The sequence below is a fragment of the Megasphaera elsdenii DSM 20460 genome, from assembly GCF_003010495.1.
GTDB lineage: Bacteria > Bacillota > Negativicutes > Veillonellales > Megasphaeraceae > Megasphaera > Megasphaera elsdenii.
On record NZ_CP027570.1, the window covers coordinates 705941 to 728282 of the forward strand.

The window sequence follows — 22342 nt, forward strand, 5'->3', positions numbered from 1 at the left end:
GGAAGTTGTCGCATTAAGCCATTGACCTTCGTGCGGCAACTCTATTTCACATGGTAGGGCTTACCACGTGTAAGCCCCTACAAACGTAGCTTCGATTCCTACGAGTATGGCAGGTTATGGAATCCCAAAGAGCCGCTTGGCATTTTCCGTGGTTACACGCGCTACTTCGGCGGCGTCGAGGCCCCGCAGGGCGGCGATTTCTTCGGCGACGTAATGAACGTAGGCCGGTTCGTTTCGCTGGCCGCGATGGGCCTGGGGCGTCAAGTACGGACAGTCCGTTTCGATGAGCATGCGCTCCAAGGGCAGGTGGGCGGCGACGCGCTTGGCCCGCTTGGAGTTCGGATAGGTCAAGGGCCCGTCGAAGCCGAAATAGAAGCCCATGCGCAGCAGTTCGTCCGTCATTTCCAAGCTGCCCGAATAGCAGTGGAAGACGCCGCGAAGGCCCTTGCCGTACTGGCGCAGGATATCCAGCGTATCGCCATGGGCTTCGCGGTCATGGATGATGATGGGCACGTCGAGTTCGACAGCCAGCTTGACCATGTCGATGAAGACGGCCTGCTGGATATCCCGGGCCGGTTCGGGCCAGTGATAATCCAGACCGACTTCGCCGACGGCAACGACTTTTTCTTCCGCCCGTATCCATTGACGCAGCTTTTCGACATCGCCGTCCTGGGCCTTGGCCGCTTCTTCGGGATGGATACCGACGGCCGCATAGAGGCCATCGTGTTCCCTGGCCATGGCGATGCACTGAGCTGAAGTTTCCATATCCGTCGCCGGGCAGAGCATGAGGCCCACGCCGGCAGCGGCCGCCCGGTCGAATACGGCCGGACGGTCTTCTGCGTAGGCACCGTCATTGACGTGGCAATGGGTATCGAAGAGCATCAGCGGACCCGGCTTCCCGGTGCCATGCCGTCGACGAAAGCGACCTGGAGGTTATCATTGCCGTCAGAAGCGGCCAGGAGCATGCCTTTCGATTCGACGCCGCAGAGTTTGACCGGTTTCAAGTTGGTGACGACGATGACGCAGTGGCCGATGAGGTCTTCCGGCTTGTAGTACAGGGAAATGCCGCTGACGATCTGGCGCGTTTCCGTACCGAGGTCGATCTGCAGTTTCAGGAGTTTCTTCGCCTTCTTTACTTTTTCACAGGCTACGATTTTGCCGACGCGGAGGTCACTCTTGGCGAAATCGTCAATCGTGATTTCCGGCTTCGTCGGTTCTTTGGCAGCCGGGCAGGCCTGAGCGGCTTTCTTTTCTTCTTCCGCTTCAGCCACTTCTTCCTTCAAGTCATAGCGCGGGAAGAGAGCGCGGCCTTTGCAGACTTTCGTATCTGCCGGATAGCGGCCCCATTCCTGAGCAGACGCCAAATCAGCGTCCTTGAAGTCGCCGAGGCCGAGCTGCTGCCACATTTCTTCGGCGCTGGCCGGGATGAAGGGGCTGACTAAAGTGGCGATGATGCGCTGTGCTTCCAGGAGATTGTACAGGACCGTCTGCAGGCGCTGGGCTTTGGCTTCGTCTTTGGCCAGGACCCACGGCGTCGTTTCGTCGATGTATTTGTTGCTGCGGCGGATGAGGGCCCAGACGTCGTTGATGGCGTCGTTGATCTTCATGTCGTCCATGTACGTTTCAAAGCGTTTGGCCGTTTCCACAGCACACGCTGCCAAGTCGTCATCGACGGGTTCTTTCACGGTCGGACCGGCAGCGACGCCGCCTTCGTATTTTTCGACCATGGCCAGGGTGCGCTGCAAGAGGTTGCCCAAGTCGTTGGCCAGGTCAGAATTGATGCGATTGATGAACGACGGCAACGAGAAGTTGCCATCCTGGCCGAGACGGATTTCCTTCAGCAGGTAGTAACGGAGGGCATCGGCACCATAGCGGTCGATGAGGGGAATCGGGTCGACGACGTTGCCCAGGGACTTACTCATCTTGGTACCGTCGACGATGAGCCAGCCGTGACCGAAGACTTTCTTCGGCAAAGGCAGGCCGCAGCTCATGAGCATGATCGGCCAGATGATGCTGTGGAAGCGGACGATTTCCTTGCCGACCAGGTGCAGGTCAGCCGGCCAGAATTTCTTGAATTTTTCCGGGTCATCGAGATAGCCGGCGGCCGTGACGTAGTTGACCAGGGCGTCGAACCAGACGTAGACGACGTGTTTCGGGTCCCAGGGAACCTTGATGCCCCAATCGAAGGACGTACGGGATACACAGAGGTCTTCCAGGCCGCTCTTGACGAAGGAAATCATTTCATTGCGCCGCGATTCCGGCTGGATGAAGTCCGGGTTTTCGTCGATGAATTTCAGCCAGCGGTCGGCGTATTTATTCATTTTCAGGAAATAGGCTTCTTCGGAAACGAGTTCCAGAGGACGGCCGCAGTCCGGGCAGACGTGTTTGCCTTCAGGCAGCTTGTTCTCCGGCCAGAACGTTTCGCACGGCGTACAGTACCAGCCCTTGTATTCGCCTTTGTAGATATCGCCGTTGTCGTAGGATTTCTGCATCAAAGCCTGGACGACTTTTTCATGGCGTTTTTCCGTCGTGCGGATGAAGTCATCATTGGAGATATTAAGTTTTTTCCAGAGCTGCTGGAAGAGGGCGACGATTTCGTCGACGTATTCAATCGGTTTTACGCCTTTTGCTTCGGCTGCACGCTGGATTTTCTGGCCGTGTTCATCAGAGCCGGTCAGGAAAAAGACGTCGTCGCCGCGCAGGCGGTGGAACCGTGCCAGCGAGTCGGCAATGGTCGTGCAGTACGTGTGCCCGATGTGAAGTTTGGCACTTGGATAGTAAATAGGTGTTGTAATGTAATACTTTCTTTTTTCAGACATGGGATTTTCCTCCTATACCGGCAAATGAGCCGGGTGTTATAAACTAAGCGCAGCCTGGTATACACTACGTTTGGGCACGCCGCACCGTCTGGCGACAGTCCGGATAGCCTCTTTTTTATCGACGCCCTGTTCCATCAGTTCCCGGACCAGGGACGCGTAATCGACGTCGCCGGAAGCAGCCCTTTCCACAGCCGCTGCCCCTTCGACGAGGATGACAAATTCACCGCGGGTCCCTTGTGCGGCCAGGTCGGCCCGCAGCTGGCTGAGACTGCCGCGCAGGTACTGCTCGTACCGCTTGGTCAGTTCCCGGCAGAGGACGGCCCGGCGGTCGCCCAGGACTTCGATCATTTCGCCGAGGACCTGCTGGATGCGGTGAGGCGCTTCATAAAAGATGAGCGTACCCTCGTACGATTTCACCGATTCCAGGACGGGCAGGCGGTGTTTCTGGGTCTTCGGCAGGAAGCCGACGAAGGTAAAGCGCGTCGTATCCATACCGGACGCAATGAGGCCGGTCAGACCGGCATTGGCTCCGGGAAGGGGTACGATAGGCAGATCGGCTTCCAGAGCCAGGCGGACCATATCGCTGCCAGGGTCACAGATAGCCGGCATACCGGCATCGCTGACCAGCGCGATCATCAAGCCGTCTTTCAATTTTTCAATGAGTTGCGGCCCTTTTTCTGCCTTATTATGTTCATGATAGCTGGTCAAGGGCGTGTCGATATCATACGCCATGAGCAGCTGCTTCGTGTGACGCGTATCTTCTGCCGCAATGAGGTCGGCTTCACGGAGACAGCGGACCGTGCGGTACGTAATGTCCTCGAGATTGCCAATCGGCGTCGGGCAAAGATAGAGCGTCCCTTTTTGAAAAATTTCTGGCATTGTTTCTCCTCCAAAATCATGAACATGGGATTCCCACAAGCGGGCGCCCCACATGGGCGCCCCTACAGCTTCCCGTACAGCTTATTCACGGCGTCGCTGTAGCTTCCGTCCGGGTTGTGGACGATGAGCGGCGGCAGGACATCCAGCCCCTTACTGCCGCCGCGGATGCCCTCGATGAGGAAGAGCTTTGCCTTCTTATCAGGCCGGCCATGGACCATCTGCAGGACTTTCGGTTCGATATCGTGGGCGCGCATGGCTTCCAGGATATCGGCCAGGCGTTCCGTGATATGGACCATACGGAAACGGCCGTGATATTTCAGGGCATACTTCACGGCATCGAGGACGTCGCCGAGGGTCGCCGTCTCTTCATGGCAGGCCCGGCGGATGCCGTCGACGTCGCTATAGGCGCCGCGGCTCTTTTCGCGGTACGGCGGATTAGCGTAAACAGCGGCAAAAGCACCGCTTTCCGCCCATTCGCGAATACGGCGGTAATCGCCTTCAACGATGGCAATACGGTCGTCCCGGCCATTGAGGGCCACATTGCGGCGGGCAATATCGGCCATGACAGGATTAAATTCCACTGCCGTCAGCTTCTTTGCGCCGCGAGCCGTCAAGATGAGGGGGATAGCCGCCGTCCCCGTTCCCAAGTCCAGAGCCGGACCGTGGGGTACGGTACCGAAATGGGCCAAGAGGACCGTATCCAGGGAAAAGCAGAATTGGTCATCGCGCTGGATGACCTTCATGCCGTCCAGGACCAGGTCGTCCAACCGTTCGTGCGGGCCTAACTCAATGTTCATGTTCTGTTTCCCCGACGTCCGACCAGGGGACATTGATATTGTGCCCCGATTCGAGCTGGACCTTGACTGTATGGTCTTTCATGTGGACCCGCAGGACCGTACCGACGCCTTCATCGGTCATGACCCGTTTGCCCACAGCCGGCGGCTTCTGCTGTTCGCTGCACTTCTGCTGGCAGTTGCAGCACTTCAGTTCCCCTGACGTATAGAGCTGGTTTTCATAGCGCAGGCAGCACATGAGGCGGCCGCAGATCCCGGAAATCTTGGTCGGATTGAGGGACATGCCCTGGCCCTTGGCCATGCGGATGGAAACGGGCTTGAAGTCGCCCAGGAAGGTGGCACAGCACAGGGGCCGGCCGCAGCAGCCGATGCCGCCGATCATCTTGGCTTCATCGCGCAGGCCGATCTGGCGCAGTTCGATGCGCGTGCGGAAGACCGAGGCCAAGTCGCGGACGAGTTCGCGGAAGTCGATGCGGCCGTCAGCCGTGAAGAAAAAGATGATCTTGCCCATATCGAAGGTATAGTCGACATCGATGAGCTTCATGGGCAGCTTATGCTTGGCAATCTTCGCCAGGCAGATGCCGAAGGCCTTCTTTTCCCGTTCCTTATTCTTTTCTACCTGGCGGAAATCCTTAGCCGTCGCCTTGCGGATAATCGGCTTCAGCGGCTGGACCACCTCCGACGAATCGACACTGCGCGGCGCAATGACGACATGGCCAAATTCCATGCCCCGTGCCGTTTCGACGATGACGCCGTCATCCAGTTTGAGTTCGATAGTGGCGGGGTCGAAATAGTATATCTTTCCGGCAGGTTTAAAACGTACACCTACAACGATCATTAAAATCCTCCTCTGAGCCGTATCGCCCGGATGCATACATAATCCCAGACGAGGCGGACGTTGACGTGGCGCGACACCGCTTCCAGGCCTTCATCGAGGACCTGGGACAGGCCAAAGACGGCGTCATCCGTCCAATACGGCAGTAATTCTGTCATTTCATGGATATATCCTTTTAAACGTATATAGTCCCGGCCGGCTCCGCTGCGCAGGACTGCCATATCGCGGAGAAAAAGGCTGATCCAGCCGAGGATCTCCGTCGTTTCCGTATCCGTCAGCACCGCCGATACGGCCAGCCATTTGGCATAGGGGCAGGCGTGTTTCGCCGTAATCGTCAAGAAGTCCAGGGCAAAATGGGCCTTATCCGTCCCCTGTCCCTCAAGATAGGACAAGACGGTCCGGACGATGCCGCCACCCCAGAGGATGGCTTCTTCCCAATTCCCGCCGTCGCCTTTCAGGCGCCGCAGGCCCTGGCGCATCTCCTCGTCGCTGACCGGATCGAAAGTGAAGCGGGCACAGCGGGAAATGATCGTCGGCAGCAGTAAATCGGGCTGGTCTGTAATCAAGATAAAGCAGACTCCCGACGGCGGCTCTTCCAAGATTTTCAGCATGCGGTTGGCAAATTCCGTATTCATCGTTTCCACATGGTCGATGATACAGACCCGGCGATGGCCGGCTTCGCCCTGCAAGGCCAGTTCACCCTGGAGCTGGCGGAACTGGTCTACTTTCAGCATGGCCCCCAGGGGAGCCAGATAGAAGGCATCGTCCTTATCACCGGCAACGGCTTCGCCTTCACGGCTGGCCAGGTCGGGAAAGACCCGGCGGCCGACCAGGGCCGACGCAACGGCTATGGCCATCATCGTCTTGCCGACACCGGCGGGACCGGCGAAAATCATGGCGTGCGGGACGCGGTCTTCGTCGATGAGGCGGGCGAACTGTTCTTTCAAACGGCCGTGGCCGATAATCGGATCAAACAGCGTCCTGTCCATGAGTCGTCCCCCTTACGCCAATAAAATACCTTAACAATTAATTATAAAAAAAATCCCTTATAAAGTAAATAGGAATCGGTATAAGTCTTGATGGATGGCCTCGGGCGTGCGCATGGCCCCGTCTTTTGTGCAGGCGATGCGCTGCCAGTGATAGCGTTCAGCCAGTTCGTCATAGGCGGCATGGCATTTGGCCAGGAAGCCCTCGTTCTTTTCGTGGATATCGCCGGTCTGTCCGCCGGTCTTGCCTGTCCGGTCCGCCATGAGCCGTTCCGTGACGGCCAGGGGAACGTCGAGCAGGAAGACCTTATCCGGGGCAGGCAGGCCCATTTTATGGAACTCAAAGTCTTCCAGCCAGGACAGATAGGCCCGGCGCTGGTCCGGGTCGTCGATCTTAATCATCTGATAGAGCATGTTACTCGTCGTATAGCGGTCGGCAATGACGATACCGCCTTGTTCATAAAAAGCCTTCCATTTCATCTGATACGATGCGAAGCGGTCGACGGCAAAAAAGGCCGACGCCGCATAGGGATTGACGGCGTCGGCATCGCTGCCGAAATCGCCGCGCAGGTACATCTTGACCAGGGCGCTGGAATCGCTGTCATAGTCGGGATAGCTGACGGATTTCACGTCATAGCCGTCGCACTGCAAGTGTTCCGTCAGCAGCCGGGTCTGCGTCGCCTTGCCGCTGCCGTCGCCGCCTTCGATGATGAATAATTTACCTTTCATGGAACTCCTCCTTCAAGACGCGGATCGTCGCCAAGGTTCCATCGGCCGGGCCGTTCGGCTTATAGCCATGGGCCATCTTTTGGCGGATATAGTCCTGGCAGGCTGCCGTAATTTCTTCGCCTAAAGTCAGGACCGGGATGCCTGGCGGATAAAAGGTCACATTTTCCACGGCGATGCGGCCGCGTGCCTCAGTGAAAGGCACGGCTTCTACGGGGCAGTTCCAGGCCTGGCGCGGCGCCATGACGACCTGCGGCGCCGGCAGGGCCTGTTCCCGGACCGTTCCGGCCGGGCAGAGACGGCGGCCTTGGGCAATCGTCCGGCAGGCCTCGACCAGGGCCTGGGCCGTTTCTTCCGTATCGCCCAGAGTAATCAGGGCCAGGACGTGATTGCCAGCGATGAGTTCCACTTCGAGGCCCTGCTGACGCAAGGCCCGTTCAGCCGTCACGCCGTCGAGGCCGATGCCGGAAAAGTCGATGGTAATCTTCGTTTCATCGAAGCCGCTGACGACTTTTCCGTCGATGATTTCCCGTCCAAAAACGGTCAGTCCGGGAATCGCACGGATGGCATCCCGCACCGACCGGGCCAGTTCGAGGGCCCGGCCAATGAGACTGGGGCCTTCCAGAGCCAGCTGCTGGCGGGCGCTGTCCAGGGAAGCCAGGAACCAGTAATGGGGGCTCGTCGACTGGACGACAGCCATCGACGCGGCGACGCGGTCCGTCAGGGGAAAGTCCTTGCGGCAGTGCAGCATCGACGTCTGGGTCAGGGAACCGGCCATCTTATGGGTGCTCTGGGCGACGCAGTCGGCACCGCAGGCCAGGGCTTCTGCCGGCAAATCCCCGTGGAAGCCCAGATGGGCGCCATGAGCTTCGTCGACGAGGACATACAGGCCTTGTTCATGAGCATAGGCTGCCAGTGCCTTCAGGTTGCCGGCGATGCCATCGTAGGTCGGATAGGTGAAGACGGCGGCTTTCGCCCGGGGATGGGCTGCAACGGCTTTCTTCAAGCTGTCCAGGTCCGGTCCCAGCGACACTTGCCGGACCGCATCGAAGCGGCTTTCCAGGTAGACCGGGACGGCGCCGCTCAAGACCAGGCCATTGATGACGCTCTTATGGGCCTCGCGGGGAATGAGGATTTCATCGCCATCGCCGCAGACAGCCAGGATCATGGCTTCGATACAGGCCGTCGTGCCGTTGATGGAAAAGAAAGTCCGCCCGGCACCATAGAGGTCAGCTGCCAGGTCCATGGCTTCCTTCAGGGCTCCTCCCGGCTGGAATAAGTCATCCAGGGCATACATGACGCCCAAATCCCGCCGCAGGGCATCGCCAAAGAGGCTGGCCTGATAGGCGGAAATGCCCTGTCCCAATTTGTGTCCCGGCGTATGATAGGCCTTCAGGTGCTGCTGGCAGTACCCTTCCAGGGCTTCGACAAAAGGCGCCCGTTCCTGTTTCTTCCTGTCCATAGGGCACCTCATATAGCCGAAAGGAAACCGCGCAGCAAGGCGTGGCTCTTTTCATACGAGAACTGTTTCATCTGTTTCAGCGAGCGCTGCAGCGACCCGTGCAGGCGGTACGACGGCAGTTCTTCCGGCGTGACCCAGCGATAGGCCAGGTGTTCTTCGGACAGGGACACTTTATCCGTATCGGCCATAGCCGTGAAGATGACGCCGTTCAGGAACTGGCCGTCTTTCTTCTGATAGCTCCAGATACCGGCCGGAGCCTCCAAGGTGATAGAAAGGCCCGTTTCCTCCCGTACTTCCCGGCGAAGGCCGGCTTCAAAGTCTTCCGTGAAACGCAGGCCGCCGCCGGGAAATTCCCAATGATGCAGCCCTTCGGCATCGTTCTTCTGCAACAACAGCAGCTTCCCTTCGTGGAAAATCATCGCTTTGACACTCAACCCCATCAATACATTCGCTTCTTGCGCCATAACCCCAGTCTCCTATCTCAACAAATTCATTGCAACAAATAATATAAATTTAATTATACCATATTTACGGCCCCGGGAGAATCGAACTGGCAGGACAGAATCGCTGCAATCTGTCTTATTTACATGGCCCATGTTATCGGGTAAAATGATGGTACAGTTTATTTTTAGGAGGTTTTCTCTATGGCTACAAAACGCGTCCTTGCAATTCACGATATGTGTTCCTTCGGCCGCTGCTCCCTGACAGCTGCCATCCCGGTCATTTCGGCCATGGGCTTCCAGGTCTGCCCGTTCCCGACAGCTATTTTCAGCAATAACCTGACCTATGGCGACTACACCTTCTCTGATTTCACGCCGCACATGACGGAATTTATGGATAAATGGCAGAAACTGGGCTATTCCTATGATGCTATTTACAGCGGTTTCCTCGCCGACGCCGGCCAGATAGCCATCGTTCTCGATGCCATTTCCCGTTTCGCCAAAGACGATACGCTCGTCATTGTCGACCCGGCCATGGCCGATGACGGCAAACTTTACCCAGTCTTCAAGCCGGATATTGTCACGGAAATGCGCAAACTCATTGCCAAAGCGACTATCATTACGCCGAATTACACCGAAGCGACCTTGTTGACGGGCCGTCCTTATGACCAAGATATCCCATCCATGAAAACCATGCTCGAACTCTGCCAGCAGCTGGCCGCCATGGGGCCGCATCAAATCATCATCACCAGCGTCCCGTCCGGCAGCGAAACAATCACCGTCGTCAGCTATGATGCCCAGACATCCTCTTTTGACGAATGTACGGTCGACCGCATCCCCTTTAGCACCTGCGGCACGGGCGACCTGTTCACCAGCGTTCTCACAGGCTCCCTGCTCCAAGGCCAGTCCCTGCACGACAGTGTCAAAAAGGCCACGCAGTTCCTGAACTACGCCATCAGCTATACCTATCAGTCCGGCAGCGATCCCCGCGAAGGCGTCCAGGTCGAACCTTGCTTAAAGAAGTTGTTCTAGTCCCTATTGTTAACCAATATAACTATACATAAAGTTGACCTCACAAGCGCTTTTTTGCTATAATACGTAGGAAATCCGTAAGCAAAGGAGCGCTTTTATCATGTCCGATTCCAGAGAAAAGACGATGCGCTTGACGCGTATCGCCTTACTGATTGCTATGAACTGTATCTCCGCGTATTTAATCATCCCCCTGCCTTTTTCCCAGTCGCCGATAGCCTTGCAGACGCTCGTCGTCAACCTGGTCGCCTTCCTGCTGCCGCCGAAAGACGCAGCCATCACCATGCTAGCCTATATCGGCATCGGCCTCATCGGCGTCCCCGTCTTCACAGGCGGTACGGCCGGACCTGGCAAGATGTTCGGCCCGACAGGTGGCTACATCTGGGCCTACGTCGCTGCGGTCTTCCTCATGTCCTGGTTCAAAGGGAAGGACTATAGTTTCCGGCGCTACGCCCTGGTAGCCGTCGTCATCGGCATCCCGGTCATCTATCTAGGCGGTGTCCTGCAGCTCAAAGGCGTTACAGGCATGCCGTGGGAAGCCGCCATCATGAGCGGCGTCGTCCCGTTTATTCCCTTGGATATCGTCAAGAGCCTCTGTGCTGCCGCTTTGGCACGACCGCTGCTGGCCTTGGGCCTCAAAGGCACTCAGGGATGACGCCGGCCGTAAATCCGTTCTTTATCGGCATACATTTTCTTGTCTACCTGAGATAATACGTCGTCAATGTTGGCGATAGGCGTCTGGCACACGATATAGCCTAAAGCCATGCTGATACCACTGGAACGGTAGCGGGCACGCAGGTCGTTGACGAGCCGCTGGGCCTGCGCTTCATCGGCATCCTTAGCGACGATAATGAATTCGTCGCCACCCATGCGAAATACGGCGATGTCACCAGTCAGGTTCTTCATGATTTGAGCAGCTTGGCGGATGAGCTGGTCGCCGACTTCATGGCCTTGAGTATCATTGATCTGCTTGAGGCCATTGAGATCGCCGAAGATGAAGGCCAGGGAAATCCCGTCAGGTAACGTCTGGCGATATTCCGCAAAGCCCCGGCGATTACCGACGCCGGTCAGCTGGTCTGTCGTGCTGATGCTCTCGAGGGAACGGAAAATATCGCGGTTGCGCAACATGATGGCCAAGAACAAGGTCAGCGTCGACAACAGGAGACCTGCTGATTTGAAGGCCAGCGCCGACGGATTAATGACTTCCGTAAATCCCAAGGACTTGCCCGACTGGGTCAGATGGCCCGATACGAGACGGCGGCAGTCGGGGATATAGGGATGGAAACCAGGATGCGTCCGTATGAATTCCGGTGCATCTTCAATAATAGCCATCTGTTTCGTATCGAACGTATCATAGAGGGGCCGCAGGGAATTAATGGGAATGTGCTGAACCGTACGAGCGACGGGCTGCAAGTTTTCCTGATGCCATTCATAGGTTGCACTGACCTGGCTTCCCTGTTCTTCAAAAATCAAAACCCGTTCGGCCTGCAAGCTGTGACCTATTTTTTCCAACATCTTCTGCAAACCTACATCCGGATTGGCTTCGCGCATGCCGATAGCAATGACCTCATTGGCCATGACTTCGCGGAAAATGACATTATTTTCAGCCAAATCATGGCTGATATACGGATCGATATTTACGGCCATAGAAAAGCGGTAATTCTTCCCTTGCCAGGGAATGAGCGTCGCCCGCATGAGCAAGTTCTGCCTGGTCTTGCGATTACGGCGCGTCGTCGTATAAAAACAGTCGCGGCGCAGCTGGCCATTGATGCAGTCCTGACAAGGCGCATCGAGGCCGGCCAGGATCTTATAGCACTTTTCACCGACCCAGCTATAGGTATTGGAAAGGCCATAGCTCTTCTGCATGTATTCATTAACATAGACCAGTTCATACGTATCCGGAGCGATAATGGATACTTCTTCATCGAGCTTATCAAATTTTTCCTTATCGAAGACCAGGCGGTCGCCGATATAGATAGCTTGTCCATACTGCTGTTCATTCACTTCATTCAAGCGTTTCCGCAAAAGCATCATGACCTCATCGAAATCCTGGCCCTCCGACCCTTGAGCCACGGCGTATTGTAAATAAAGAGTACAGCTGTAGTCGCCAATATTCGTAATGCCATGGATGGCATCGACGAGACTCAGCATTTTATTCCGGAAATCGTCATCTATGGTCTTCGGGATAATGCAACAAAAACGGCTACCGCTCAAATGGGCCAACGTTTCATTTAAAGTATGGAAGGCCATCAGCTGCTGTGTAATGGCCTGCAGCAACTTCTGTCCCACTTCATCGCCATACTCCTGAAAAAGCGCTTCATATGCAGGCACTTCGAGGAGTACACACGTATAATCCCGACCATAGCGCCGATATTTCTCGCCGTACTCATCTGCCGCCTGCAAGAGTCCCCGGAAATTGAGCAGTCCCGTCACGTCGTCGACAAAACTTCTCTGCCGGAGCCGCGCCTGACGGGCATCGGCATACTCTAAATCTTCAAAATACCCCAGCAATCCGATAATACGTCTCCCGCGATAGATAGGAAATTTGGTAGCGGCAATTCGATGCGGTCGGCCTTGGACGAGACATTCTCCGACAACACAGTGCGTGACCTCGCCTTTTTCAAGGACAGCCCATTCGGCCTCTTCATACTTTTTCCCCTGGATATGCCAGCCAATATCCTCATCGGTTTTCCCGATGAGGCTTTTTTCATCTTTTAAGCCGTAATAATCGAGGAAAGCCTGACTAACGCCAGCAAAACGCCGTTTTCGGTCTTTCCAGAAGAATTTGATATCCGAATAACGAATCATGGCCTGACACAGTTCCCGCAGGATACGGAAATAAGGCTGCCGGACCGGTTCCAGTTCATGGAGGCCCAAAGAGGTAGCCAGTATCGGCAGTAAGCTCTTGCGGTCCCGTGCCGTTTCCCATATATCATCGCGGCAGCACAGTAGAACCCCTTGCCGGCCGCCGTTGCGCAGGAGCATAGCTAAATAGACTGTCCAGCGATAGCTGCCGTCAGCTTGCTTGATGCGGAAGACACTGCCCGTGCTATTCGTCTGCGACTTGCCGGCCTGGCGGCGTACATTGTCGAAATCGAGGAATGCTAAAAAACGTTTCCTGTCGTCATCATGGACGAAGCGGGTCGCATAATCGGTCAGCAGACGGAGGATACCCTTCTGGGCCTGCCCTTGGGCCCAGTTGGGCATCACCGTCTTGATAACTTCAAAGGTATCGTCCTGGGGATTCAGATAATACAAGCCCTTATAGAGTTGGAGGATGTTGCGCAGTAAATAATCAATGCGATGGGCTTCCTTATCTTCTCTGGCATCAGCAATGTTATAAATCCAGGCGCGGCACAGATAACGGCCCTGGGTCCCGCCGATTAGCCCCAGATGAAGCTGCAAATAGTGATCTTCCTCGATATAGGTCACGACCTGTTCCTGACTGGATACAATGAGTTCCTCCAAGCAAGGCTGCAACCGCTGGCGGAAAGAAAGGTTCTCAATCCGCAAGGGCAGGTCTTTCCCATTATAGGCTGGCAAAGCTTGGCGAATAATCTGGCGGAAAGCCTGATTGGCTGACAGCACGACGACCTGTTTCCCATCATAGTGAAAGATAGCCACAGGGACATCGGTCACGACATTGATGAGGCCAGCCTTATCATAGACCGATTCTTCCCGCCGCGTTTCCTGGCCGTACTCATAGTTCTCACAAAAGATCTGTATGTCTTCATAAGACATGGGCTGTCCCCAATAATAGCCCTGTATCTTTTCACAACCAATGGCCTTCAAAAAGTCGACTTGGGCCTTCGTTTCTGCTCCTTCAGCCAGGGTATGGACACCCAGTTCCTTGGCCATGAGGACGATAGCCTTGAGGATGCGGCGGCTCTTTTCATTGAAATTGCGCAAAAAGGCCATGTCGATCTTGAGTTCATCGAAATGATAGTTATGCAGGACGTTGAGCGACGAATAGGCACTGCCGAAGTCATCGAGCCAGACCTGATAGCCAGACCGCTGAAACTGCCGCAAGGTCTGAATCAAGTTATGCTTCTCTTTGACCAGCGCCGTTTCCGTCACTTCGATGCGGATATAGTCCCGCTGCAGGTCATAGCGGGATATGACATTTTCAACCATCCTAAAAGGGTCCATAAGGTTGAAATCATGGCGCGATAAATTGATTGACACCGGCAGGACAGGCTGTTTATTGGCCAGCCGGTAATGAAGCTGTTTGGCTACCTGATTGAGAACATAGCAATCCAATTTATGAATGAGCCGAGCCTGTTCCAGGACGGGAATGAAGACATTCGGCGTGAGCCGGCCGTAGACAGGATCTTCCCAACGGGCTAGGGCTTCAACACCGCAGATTTTCCCAGTCATGGTCCGGACGACGGGCTGATAATAGACCTTGATATGCCCCTTTTCCAAAGCGGCATTGAAATTTTCCAGGACGAAAGCCCGCTTTTCCAAGGCTTCGCCCATATCCCGCGTATAGACGGCCCAACAGCGCGTAGCATCGGTTTTGATTGTATCACAGGCGATTTTAGCCATATCAAAAGTATGGCGCACGATATAAATGTCGTCTTTTTCCAACAGGCAGACGCCAGCCTTCAAGACGATGTTGGAATTATTGATATAGGCATTGACGCGGCTGCAAACGACTTCTATAGTCTGGAATAAATCTTTCTTCATCGCCAATACCGCGAACCCGTCGGCAGAGAGATGCGAAATCAAGGCATCCGGAAAAGACTGCTGCAGCACAGAGGCGATGTATTTGAGGCAATGGTCGCCAGCAGCCAAGCCATGGAGTGAATTATAAAGGCGGAAGTTCGTAAGGTTGAAATAAGTCGGGCAATATAATGACAGACGGCCTTTAGGACTTTCCTGCCGAGCCACCATCAAGGCTTTCCTAAAGAACAGGCGCATACCGAGCAGCCCCGTCAGTGGATCGTTCTGGGCGCTGCTGCCTTTTAGTTCACTGCTGATGATCTGCAGCAGCCAGGCCTTCGTCCCATCCTCGAAGGAAATAACACTGGCCGAACCTTCGGCCCGGCGAAAGTGGTCATCCCGCGTGCGGAAGCGGAAAGTCACAAAACCAGTCTGGTCCGAGCCGGCCATATGGGCGATAGGATAATAGTCCTCGGCATCGACCATGCCCTGCAGCCGCTTCCCGGTAAAGCGGTAAAAATCCGCTTCATCAGTACAATGGTAAATCTTCAGCATCCCTTTATTGACAAATAAAATAGGCTCTCCCGGTTCCATCCCGATCAGGCAGATACCTGACGTCAACCGGTCGTAATAGCGATGTAGCTCTGCTCGCATCTCCCCTATTCCCATAACAAATCACGTCCTCTATCGTCATTACAAATACTATAATTATCGTTTACAAATTATAAATTAATTATAGCATAAGCCCATTTAAGTTTTTAGTACTTAGGTGAATTGTTTAGTCCGTTTTTGACATAAAAAAAAGACCTGTGTACGGAATCGTACACAGGTCTGCTAATTTCACAAAGGAAATTATTTGAGTTCTACTCCCTCGGCTTTTCCCCAAAATGAGAATGGCTTCACTAAGCCATTTTTAAAGCATCATTTTTTCAAAATCAGCCTCATTTTCGCAGTTTTAAAAAAAAATAGTATCATTTGAGTATCACTGACCAGTATCCTTTACGGTGCGTTCCCATGCGTTTTAGATAGCCTTTTTCCTGCAGCTTCTTCGTATGATATTTTATAGTACCAAGGGACAGCGACGTGGCCATCGCAATTTCCGATTGCGTGCTGTCTGGTTTCTTTTGGATATATGCTAAAATAGCTTCTTCCTTATCATTTAATGTTACAGGCAGATTCGTTCCAGTTTGGTCAGTGTTTTTAGTTTGGTTAGCGGTTTGGTCAGTAGTTTGGTCAGTTTTTGGTGTTTGGTCAGTTTTTCGATACAAGTTTACCCGCAAATCGCCATCAAAATCAAGAATTTCCGGTTCCCTCAGCCCATAATCACGGCAATCCCGCAAAATACGCGGAAAGCCACTGCCCCACTTTTCAATCAGATTCATGTAAGCAAAAGCATTGGCCAAGGCCCGGTTGCGAATCTTTGAAAATCCTTCTTTCATTTTTTCAGGCGTTACACCGCGCATCAGGCCGCCTGGAGAAGTAACTTCCAATCGATCTGAAAAAAGAGCAATCTGAATGGATCCCGGCTCCAAATAATTACGATGTACAAGTGCATTGGCAATTAATTCACGGATACTATCCGGAGGCAGTTCATAAATATCCTGTCGATAGACTCCCTGAAATCTAGCACCCATGTTGATTTTTTCAAGCACGTACTGATATGCTTTTTCCACTTGTTCCTGAATCGGTGCATTAATTTCCCGTTTATCGATAAAAACGGCTCTATCTTCCGTTTTAAACACAGCACATTGAACAACTGGAGGATACCCAGCCTGATGTGTCAGCATCGCATATGCATAGGTTGGTATAAGCTGGCCTTTATGTTCAAGCAAAACGCCCCACGAAATGAGCTGATTGACCGTCAACTCTTTGATTTCTTGACGCTGGAAATCTGATGCTGCATTTTTTTTAGCCGTTTCTCTCATCGAATGGCATAATGCTGCCACATCAGCTTGCTTCACTTTCAGATTCGGAATCGGTTGTTGATCGAAAAATTTATTTTTCCCTTCTAAAAGCAATTCCTGCAGCATTGCCTGATCCGCAGGACGCGTTGTTCCAGCCGTCCGGATATAGGTTCCTTTCACAAGCCCCTTCTTTTTGATATAATACGGGCGCTGCATTCCTGGCGCAATCTCCAAAATGATAAGCGATTTTCCCTTTACTTCCTGAATAAAAAGATCCGGAATAATCATCGGCGCACAGCTATCCGTAACCGCACTAGTAATAGCATCCATCAGTCGAAAAAGGTCGCTCTGGGGAATACCAACAACCTGCATCGTTCCGTCTTCAATACCAAATACAATCCGCCCGCCATCTCCATTAGCAAAGGCAACAACAGATTTCATATATTTCTGGCTGTCTTCCGGAACCATTTCCTTATATTCTATGTTTTTAGACTCCCCTTGAAGCAATGAATCTTTTTCCATCCCTATTGCCGCCTCCTCTCAGACTCATTGTAGCAGATTATAAAATTTCCGACAATAAAGCAAGGCCCCCGTACCGCTAGTGCAGGGGGCTTGTCACATAGACACTCATATTATTTTTACCAAAGATAACTAGTACCCGGATTATCTTCACTGGTTCTTGAAGCTTCTTTCATAATTCGTTCCTTTGTTGCTTCCGGCAAGGCGTCTTTAAAGACTTTTTGAAAACAATCCATACAAAGTGATGCACCGATGTATTCTGTTTTATTCGTTACATTGTCCCACCAAGTCCAATCAAGTTTGTTCTCTGGTGTGATGCAATCGTGTGCCTCTGCTTCTACGATAAATTTTTCGCCCTGGGCATATTTTTTCAAACTCTATATTCATAACAACTATCTCTTGCAGGGCATTGCTTATCACCAACAGGGGTTCCATCAGAACTTGATATTTGCCTCATTAGGGAGGTAAAATAGTTTGTTTAAATCGGTTATTGCACAAATCCAATTTATCCCACATAATTGGGTAATCAAACATTAAGGATTGAAAGCCTCTTGCCAAGGATTCGAATTTTCTGAGGCTTTTGCATAAGCCGATAAAACAGTGGAGGGACAAATCATTCTATGAATTGATAGACAAAATACTTTTTAAAAACTATGCTAAAAATTTCAAAAATCAGGCTATGCACAGAATTCGCGCGGGACGCCCACACGGCGTCCCCTACAGCACAAGACCTTCGGCCGTGAATTATTTGATATTACCTATATGAGATTTTTAACAATTCACGTGGCGCAGCCCGTTCGTAGGGGCGTCCCTAATCGGAATAAGGTAAAATATATTTCGCAAATTCAATTTCATAAAAAATAGACATAGTCTATTGCCGCTAGTACAATTAAGTTACCACACAAAATTCGTAAGGAGGCAATAGACCATGTTTGGTAATATTATACAACTTAATGAGGATCTTATAAAGAATAATTTAAAGGATCTTGTACGCAACAGTGTAGAGGAAACACTGAACGCCCTGCTCGACCACGAGGCGGATGAACTCGTCCGCACTGGCAAGTATGAGCGAACGGGAGACCGTAAGGGCTACCGTTCCGGTCATTACGAGCGGAATTTTGGCACGACTTCCGGCGAAGTCAGATTACGCGTACCGAAGCTCAAGGGCATCCAGTTTGAAACGGCCATCATCGAGCGCTATAAACGCCGTGAATGCTCTGTCGAGGAAGCCCTTATTGAGATGTACCTGGCCGGCGTATCCGTGCGCCGTGTCGAAGATATCACCGAATTGCTTTGGGGCATAAAGGTCTCCTCTGGCATCATCAGCAATCTCAACCAGAAGGCATACAAGCACATCGAGGAATGGCGTCAGCGTCCTTTAACGGGGGAATATCCGTATTATGAACATGGAGCATCTATTCAAGAGGGAAATTGAGCAGCCAAATGACGAGGAAAATCCATATATCTGATTACGATATTTACTGGCGGATGAAATGAATTTGCGAAAGAATCTTGACACTATCGGCGTCCCCTACACCGGCCGTGAATTATTTTGATAGTCGCCCTTATTAGGGGAGGCTTACGCGGCACAGTCGCATCTGAATTCAAATTTATAAAAAAAGCTGCCGCACGATTGTGCAGCAGCTTTTGTAATTTCACAAAGGAAATTATTTGAGTTCGACAGTAGCGCCAGCTTCTTCGAGTTTAGCTTTGAGAGCTTCAGCGTCAGCTTTAGCAACGCCTTCTTTAACAGCTTTCGGAGCGCCGTCAACGAGAGCTTTAGCGTCTTTCAAGCCGAGGCCGGTAACTTCACGGACAACTTTGATAACGCCGATTTTTTTGTCGCCAGCAGACTGGAGAATGACGTCAAATTCGGATTTTTCTTCAGCAGCAGCAGCGCCAGCAGCCGGAGCAGCAGCAACAGCAACCGGAGCAGCAGCGGAAACGCCGAATTTGTCTTCCATAGCTTTTACGAGTTCGGAAAGTTCGAGAACAGTCATATTTTCAATGGCTTCCATGATTTCTTCTTTAGTCATTTTGAAATACCTCCATAGTATCAATTTTTGAGTTTAATTTTTTAGTTATGTAAGCTAATTAAGCAGTTTCCTGTTCTGCTTTTTTAGCGCGTACAGCGTCAAGCACATAAACCATGTTGCGGATATTGCCCTGGAGTACGTTGACAAGGCCAGAGATAGGAGCCTGCATGCTGCCAACCAATTTTGCGAGGAGTTCTTCGCGGCTCGGCAAGCTTGCCAGAGCGTCAACAGCTGCAACATCAATGACCTGACCATCAACTAAGCCTGCTTTTACAGTCAAAGCTTCGGTCTTTGTTTCTTTGATGAATTCTTTGAGGATCTTAGCCGGAGCTACAGCGTCTTCTGCGGAAAATGCGAGAGCTGTCGGGCCTTCGAGAATTGCATCTAATGCGTTATAGCCGAGTTCGTCAGCGGCGATACGGGTCAACGTGTTTTTGATGACTTTGTATTCAACACCGCCTTCGCGGAACTTACGGCGAAGTTTCGTGACATCAGCTACGGTGAGGCCGGAGAAACCAACGAAAACAGCGCCCTGAGCGGACTGCAGTTTTTCTTTCATTTCTTCAACGACAGCGGCTTTTGCCGGAGAAACCGGATGATTTGCATATGTGGACATGAGTTCGATACACCTCCTTGAACTGGGATTTATATCGTCTTAGCAATCAAAAACGGCCTCATGGAAACCACGAGGCCGAACTAGTCAAAGTCAGATATCTGCTAGTTTCATAGCCTCAGATGGCGGACATACGTCCATTATACATACCTTCAGTCTACAGCTAAGAGAGATATTAATTTTCTTCTTTCTTTGCAGCACCTTTGATGCTGTACTGATTGATGTGGATGCCAGGGCCCATCGTGGAGCTAACCGTGATGGATTTAATGTACTGGCCTTTTGCACCCGACGGTTTAACTTTGATGAGTGTATCAACCAAAGCAGTCAGGTTATCAATCAATTTATCTGCTTCGAAAGATTTTTTACCGATAGAAGAATGAATGTTGCCGGCTTTATCCGTACGGTATTCAACTTTACCAGCTTTACTTTCGCTAACAGCTTTTGTAACGTCCATCGTGACAGTACCAACCTTCGGGTTAGGCATGAGGCCTTTAGGACCGAGGATTTTACCGAGACGACCAACTTTACCCATCATGTTCGGAGTAGCGATTGCTACGTCGAATTCGAGCCAGCCACCTTTGATCTTTTCTACGAGATCATCAGCACCGACATAGTCAGCGCCAGCAGCTAAAGCTTCTTTTTCTTTATCGCCCTGAGCAAATACGAGGACGGTCTTGGATTTACCAGTGCCGTGGGGCAGTACCAAGGCGCCGCGGACCTGCTGGTCGGCGTATTTCGGATCTACGTTAAGGTTTACGGCCAATTCAACAGTTTCGTCGAATTTAGCAGTATCCATCTTTTTCAAGATGTCGATTGCTTCTGCAACATCATACTGTTTCTGTTTATCGAACAGTTTTGCAGCTTCAGCATATTTCTTGCCTACTTTTGCCATGTTTCTTCCTCCTTATGTGGTTTAGCGGGTTACCCCTTCCACGGGCAGAGAACCATCGAATTAGTCGACGATTTCGATACCCATGCTGCGAGCTGTACCTTCAATCATCTTCATAGCAGCTTCAACGTCGTTAGCGTTGAGGTCCGGCATCTTAGTCGTTGCGATTTCGCGGACTTTGTCGCGGCCCAATTTAGCTACTTTTTTCTTGTTCGGTTCGCCCGAAGCTTTGTCCAAACCTGCTGCTTTCTTCAAGAGAACGGCAGCCGGCGGTGTTTTCGTAATGAAAGTGAAGGAACGGTCTTCATAGACTGTGATTTCGACAGGGATGATGAAGCCAGCCTGTTTAGCTGTACGTTCGTTAAATTCCTTGACGAAAGCCATGATGTTGACACCAGCCTGGCCTAATGCAGGGCCAATCGGAGGCGCCGGAGTTGCTTTACCAGCTTCACACTGGAGTTTTACCATTCTTGCTACTTTTTTTGCCATGGTGAGTTACACCTCCTTACATTACAAGATGTGGTCAAACGAATCTTGCGATTCTCCCACTCGCGGCAAGTCGCCGCATTTAGAAGTATTTATTCCAGACCCTTCTCGATTTGAGAATAGTCGACTTCTACTGGAGTTTCTCGGCCAAACATATTAACAAGGCCTTTGACAGTCCCTTTTTCTTCATTGATTTCCGTTACGACGGCCATGCAATTTTCAAAAGGACCTTCGGTAATGCGCACTTCTTCGCCAACTTCGACAGAGATATGCGTTTTCGGTTCGCTTTCAATTCCCTGGGTCTTCAGAATCTTTTCGACTTCTTTCGGTTCCAGCGGAATCGGTTTAGTAGCCGAGCCAACAAACCCGGTGACACCCGGCGTATTGCGGACGACATACCAGGAACGGTCATTGACTTCCATTTCGATGAGAACGTAGCCAGGGAATACTTTCCGTTTGACTGTCCGTTTCTTACCGTCCTTGACGTCAATTTCATCTTCCATTGGAATGAGGATACGGTTAATGACGTTTTCCAAACCCATGGATTTGACTTTCTGTTCCAGCGTCTGCATTACTTTATTTTCATAACCAGAATACGTATGGATGACATACCATTTCATATCTGCTTCCATTTAAGCGCAAGCCCCCTATCCGACAACAAGCTGGAGTAACTTGAACAGCTGTGAAAATACGCCGTCAGCTACGCCAATGATTACCATTACGACGATTGTAGCGACGATGACCATAACCGTGTAGTTGATCAATTCCTTCTTCGTCGGCCAGATGACTTTTTTCATTTCTACCTTTACGCCAGATAAAAATGATTTGCCCGCGTTCTTCTTCTTGTTCTTATTCTTTTGTGCTGCTTTTTTAGCTGAAAGTGCCATATAACCTCTCACATCCAAATAAGATTAGCACAATCTTATTCACTCAATTATTTCGTTTCTTTGTGTAATGTTTCTTTTTTGCAGAACGGGCAGTATTTTTTCAGTTCCAAACGATCCGGGTTATTTTTCTTGTTTTTGTTCGTCCGGTAGTTACGCTGTTTGCATTCTGTGCATGCCAAAGTGATAGCTGTACGCATTCCTTACACCTCTCTTAAAAATAGTCACAAGCCTAGTGTTACGTAAGACTGCCTTTATAATGTATCACAACAGTCCCCTCTAAGTCAAGGAATTTTTTCTGTAACTTAAAAAAGCCAGGCGTTGGTAAACGCCTAACTTCAGCTATTCTAACATGTGACGACTGTTCTGTCAAGAG

General features: G+C 51.7%; 21 protein-coding genes and 1 pseudogene. 3 read left to right on the forward strand and 19 right to left on the reverse strand.

Annotated features, from left to right (window positions below; genetic code table 11):
* Window positions 1–114 precede the first annotated feature (114 nt).
* The 9 genes from C6362_RS03375 to C6362_RS03415 form a co-directional block, all read right to left on the reverse strand.
* Window positions 115–882 (reverse strand): TatD family hydrolase, encoded by a 768-nt coding sequence (locus C6362_RS03375; protein WP_014015354.1) that lies wholly within the window; start codon window positions 880–882, stop codon window positions 115–117.
* Window positions 882–2819: a methionine--tRNA ligase gene (metG, locus tag C6362_RS03380; protein WP_014015355.1), complete on the reverse strand. Its 1938-nt coding sequence runs from the start codon at window positions 2817–2819 to the stop codon at window positions 882–884. The genes C6362_RS03375 and metG overlap by 1 nt, the downstream gene beginning before the upstream one ends.
* Window positions 2820–2855: 36 nt before the next feature.
* Window positions 2856–3698, reverse strand: a complete 843-nt coding sequence (rsmI, locus tag C6362_RS03385; RefSeq protein WP_014015356.1) for a 16S rRNA (cytidine(1402)-2'-O)-methyltransferase — start codon at window positions 3696–3698, stop codon at window positions 2856–2858.
* A 62-nt stretch (window positions 3699–3760) separates the two neighbouring features.
* On the reverse strand, window positions 3761–4495 hold the full coding sequence (locus C6362_RS03390) for a tRNA1(Val) (adenine(37)-N6)-methyltransferase (protein ID WP_014015357.1): 735 nt from the start codon (window positions 4493–4495) through the stop codon (window positions 3761–3763).
* Window positions 4485–5330, reverse strand: a complete 846-nt coding sequence (locus C6362_RS03395) for a PSP1 domain-containing protein (RefSeq protein ID WP_014015358.1) — start codon at window positions 5328–5330, stop codon at window positions 4485–4487. Before C6362_RS03395 ends, C6362_RS03390 begins: the two co-directional genes overlap by 11 nt.
* The gene (locus tag C6362_RS03400; RefSeq protein WP_014015359.1) at window positions 5330–6316 is read right to left on the reverse strand and encodes a DNA polymerase III subunit; all 987 of its coding nucleotides are present in this window, start codon (window positions 6314–6316) and stop codon (window positions 5330–5332) included. The genes C6362_RS03395 and C6362_RS03400 overlap by 1 nt, the downstream gene beginning before the upstream one ends.
* 57 nt (window positions 6317–6373) lie before the next feature.
* A complete protein-coding gene (locus tag C6362_RS03405; RefSeq protein WP_014015360.1) occupies window positions 6374–7042 on the reverse strand; it encodes a dTMP kinase in 669 nt (222 codons plus the stop codon).
* A complete protein-coding gene (locus C6362_RS03410) occupies window positions 7032–8501 on the reverse strand; it encodes an aminotransferase class I/II-fold pyridoxal phosphate-dependent enzyme (protein ID WP_014015361.1) in 1470 nt (489 codons plus the stop codon). The genes C6362_RS03405 and C6362_RS03410 overlap by 11 nt, the downstream gene beginning before the upstream one ends.
* 8 nt (window positions 8502–8509) lie before the next feature.
* Window positions 8510–8965: an NUDIX hydrolase gene (locus C6362_RS03415; RefSeq protein ID WP_014015362.1), complete on the reverse strand. Its 456-nt coding sequence runs from the start codon at window positions 8963–8965 to the stop codon at window positions 8510–8512.
* A gap of 180 nt (window positions 8966–9145) precedes the next feature.
* Here C6362_RS03415 and C6362_RS03420 point away from each other — a divergent pair, with 180 nt between their 5' ends.
* Both C6362_RS03420 and C6362_RS03425 read left to right on the forward strand, forming a co-directional pair.
* Window positions 9146–9973: a pyridoxamine kinase gene (locus C6362_RS03420; protein ID WP_014015363.1), complete on the forward strand. Its 828-nt coding sequence runs from the start codon at window positions 9146–9148 to the stop codon at window positions 9971–9973.
* A gap of 100 nt (window positions 9974–10073) precedes the next feature.
* Window positions 10074–10625 carry a biotin transporter BioY gene (locus tag C6362_RS03425; protein WP_014015364.1) on the forward strand — a complete coding sequence of 184 codons (552 nt, stop codon included), beginning with the start codon at window positions 10074–10076 and terminating at the stop codon, window positions 10623–10625.
* Here the strand turns inward: C6362_RS03425 and C6362_RS03430 are convergent.
* From C6362_RS03430 to C6362_RS03440, 3 genes are all read right to left on the reverse strand, one after another.
* Complete coding sequence (locus C6362_RS03430; protein ID WP_158698588.1) at window positions 10616–15289, reverse strand: EAL domain-containing protein; 4674 nt, start codon at window positions 15287–15289, stop codon at window positions 10616–10618. The genes C6362_RS03425 and C6362_RS03430 overlap by 10 nt on opposite strands.
* Window positions 15290–15606: 317 nt before the next feature.
* Window positions 15607–17061: an ATP-binding protein gene (locus tag C6362_RS03435; protein WP_014015366.1), complete on the reverse strand. Its 1455-nt coding sequence runs from the start codon at window positions 17059–17061 to the stop codon at window positions 15607–15609.
* 116 nt (window positions 17062–17177) lie between these two features.
* Window positions 17178–17432: a hypothetical protein gene (locus C6362_RS03440; protein ID WP_041647075.1), complete on the reverse strand. Its 255-nt coding sequence runs from the start codon at window positions 17430–17432 to the stop codon at window positions 17178–17180.
* 554 nt (window positions 17433–17986) lie between these two features.
* Here C6362_RS03440 and C6362_RS03445 point away from each other — a divergent pair.
* Window positions 17987–18457, forward strand: a pseudogene (locus C6362_RS03445) (transposase); the annotation flags it as partial.
* A gap of 268 nt (window positions 18458–18725) precedes the next feature.
* Here the strand turns inward: C6362_RS03445 and rplL are convergent.
* The 7 genes from rplL to rpmG form a co-directional block, all read right to left on the reverse strand.
* Window positions 18726–19094 carry a 50S ribosomal protein L7/L12 gene (rplL, locus tag C6362_RS03450; protein WP_014015368.1) on the reverse strand — a complete coding sequence of 123 codons (369 nt, stop codon included), beginning with the start codon at window positions 19092–19094 and terminating at the stop codon, window positions 18726–18728.
* A 58-nt stretch (window positions 19095–19152) separates the two neighbouring features.
* The gene (gene rplJ, locus C6362_RS03455) at window positions 19153–19710 is read right to left on the reverse strand and encodes a 50S ribosomal protein L10 (RefSeq protein WP_014015369.1); all 558 of its coding nucleotides are present in this window, start codon (window positions 19708–19710) and stop codon (window positions 19153–19155) included.
* 172 nt (window positions 19711–19882) lie between these two features.
* The gene (rplA, locus tag C6362_RS03460) at window positions 19883–20599 is read right to left on the reverse strand and encodes a 50S ribosomal protein L1 (RefSeq protein ID WP_014015370.1); all 717 of its coding nucleotides are present in this window, start codon (window positions 20597–20599) and stop codon (window positions 19883–19885) included.
* 60 nt (window positions 20600–20659) lie between these two features.
* On the reverse strand, window positions 20660–21085 hold the full coding sequence (gene rplK, locus C6362_RS03465; RefSeq protein ID WP_014015371.1) for a 50S ribosomal protein L11: 426 nt from the start codon (window positions 21083–21085) through the stop codon (window positions 20660–20662).
* A gap of 89 nt (window positions 21086–21174) precedes the next feature.
* Window positions 21175–21714 carry a transcription termination/antitermination protein NusG gene (nusG, locus tag C6362_RS03470; RefSeq protein WP_014015372.1) on the reverse strand — a complete coding sequence of 180 codons (540 nt, stop codon included), beginning with the start codon at window positions 21712–21714 and terminating at the stop codon, window positions 21175–21177.
* Window positions 21715–21729: 15 nt separating this feature from the next.
* Entirely contained in the window at window positions 21730–21969 is a 240-nt protein-coding gene (gene secE / locus C6362_RS03475; RefSeq protein ID WP_014015373.1) for a preprotein translocase subunit SecE, read from the reverse strand.
* Between the two features lie 47 nt (window positions 21970–22016).
* Window positions 22017–22166, reverse strand: coding sequence for a 50S ribosomal protein L33 (rpmG, locus tag C6362_RS03480; RefSeq protein ID WP_014015374.1), 150 nt, complete (start codon window positions 22164–22166; stop codon window positions 22017–22019).
* Between the last annotated feature and the right edge of the window lie 176 nt (window positions 22167–22342).

Excerpts from the sequence above, each read along its gene's own strand:
- rplL (WP_014015368.1), bottom strand. The coding sequence starts at position 19,094 with ATGACTAAAGAAGAAATCATGGAAGCCATTGAAAATATGACTGTTCTC.
- rplJ (WP_014015369.1), bottom strand. The coding sequence starts at position 19,710 with ATGTCCACATATGCAAATCATCCGGTTTCTCCGGCAAAAGCCGCTGTC.
- C6362_RS03390 (WP_014015357.1), bottom strand. The coding sequence starts at position 4,495 with ATGAACATTGAGTTAGGCCCGCACGAACGGTTGGACGACCTGGTCCTG.
- C6362_RS03425 (WP_014015364.1), top strand. The coding sequence starts at position 10,074 with ATGTCCGATTCCAGAGAAAAGACGATGCGCTTGACGCGTATCGCCTTA.
- C6362_RS03405 (WP_014015360.1), bottom strand. The coding sequence starts at position 7,042 with ATGAAAGGTAAATTATTCATCATCGAAGGCGGCGACGGCAGCGGCAAG.
- C6362_RS03375 (WP_014015354.1), bottom strand. The coding sequence starts at position 882 with ATGCTCTTCGATACCCATTGCCACGTCAATGACGGTGCCTACGCAGAA.
- C6362_RS03400 (WP_014015359.1), bottom strand. The coding sequence starts at position 6,316 with ATGGACAGGACGCTGTTTGATCCGATTATCGGCCACGGCCGTTTGAAA.
- rpmG (WP_014015374.1), bottom strand. The coding sequence starts at position 22,166 with ATGCGTACAGCTATCACTTTGGCATGCACAGAATGCAAACAGCGTAAC.
- C6362_RS03430 (WP_158698588.1), bottom strand. The coding sequence starts at position 15,289 with ATGCGAGCAGAGCTACATCGCTATTACGACCGGTTGACGTCAGGTATC.
- metG (WP_014015355.1), bottom strand. The coding sequence starts at position 2,819 with ATGTCTGAAAAAAGAAAGTATTACATTACAACACCTATTTACTATCCA.
- C6362_RS03420 (WP_014015363.1), top strand. The coding sequence starts at position 9,146 with ATGGCTACAAAACGCGTCCTTGCAATTCACGATATGTGTTCCTTCGGC.
- C6362_RS03415 (WP_014015362.1), bottom strand. The coding sequence starts at position 8,965 with ATGGCGCAAGAAGCGAATGTATTGATGGGGTTGAGTGTCAAAGCGATG.
- secE (WP_014015373.1), bottom strand. The coding sequence starts at position 21,969 with ATGGCACTTTCAGCTAAAAAAGCAGCACAAAAGAATAAGAACAAGAAG.
- rplK (WP_014015371.1), bottom strand. The coding sequence starts at position 21,085 with ATGGCAAAAAAAGTAGCAAGAATGGTAAAACTCCAGTGTGAAGCTGGT.
- nusG (WP_014015372.1), bottom strand. The coding sequence starts at position 21,714 with ATGGAAGCAGATATGAAATGGTATGTCATCCATACGTATTCTGGTTAT.
- rplA (WP_014015370.1), bottom strand. The coding sequence starts at position 20,599 with ATGGCAAAAGTAGGCAAGAAATATGCTGAAGCTGCAAAACTGTTCGAT.
- C6362_RS03410 (WP_014015361.1), bottom strand. The coding sequence starts at position 8,501 with ATGGACAGGAAGAAACAGGAACGGGCGCCTTTTGTCGAAGCCCTGGAA.
- rsmI (WP_014015356.1), bottom strand. The coding sequence starts at position 3,698 with ATGCCAGAAATTTTTCAAAAAGGGACGCTCTATCTTTGCCCGACGCCG.
- C6362_RS03435 (WP_014015366.1), bottom strand. The coding sequence starts at position 17,061 with ATGGAAAAAGATTCATTGCTTCAAGGGGAGTCTAAAAACATAGAATAT.
- C6362_RS03395 (WP_014015358.1), bottom strand. The coding sequence starts at position 5,330 with ATGATCGTTGTAGGTGTACGTTTTAAACCTGCCGGAAAGATATACTAT.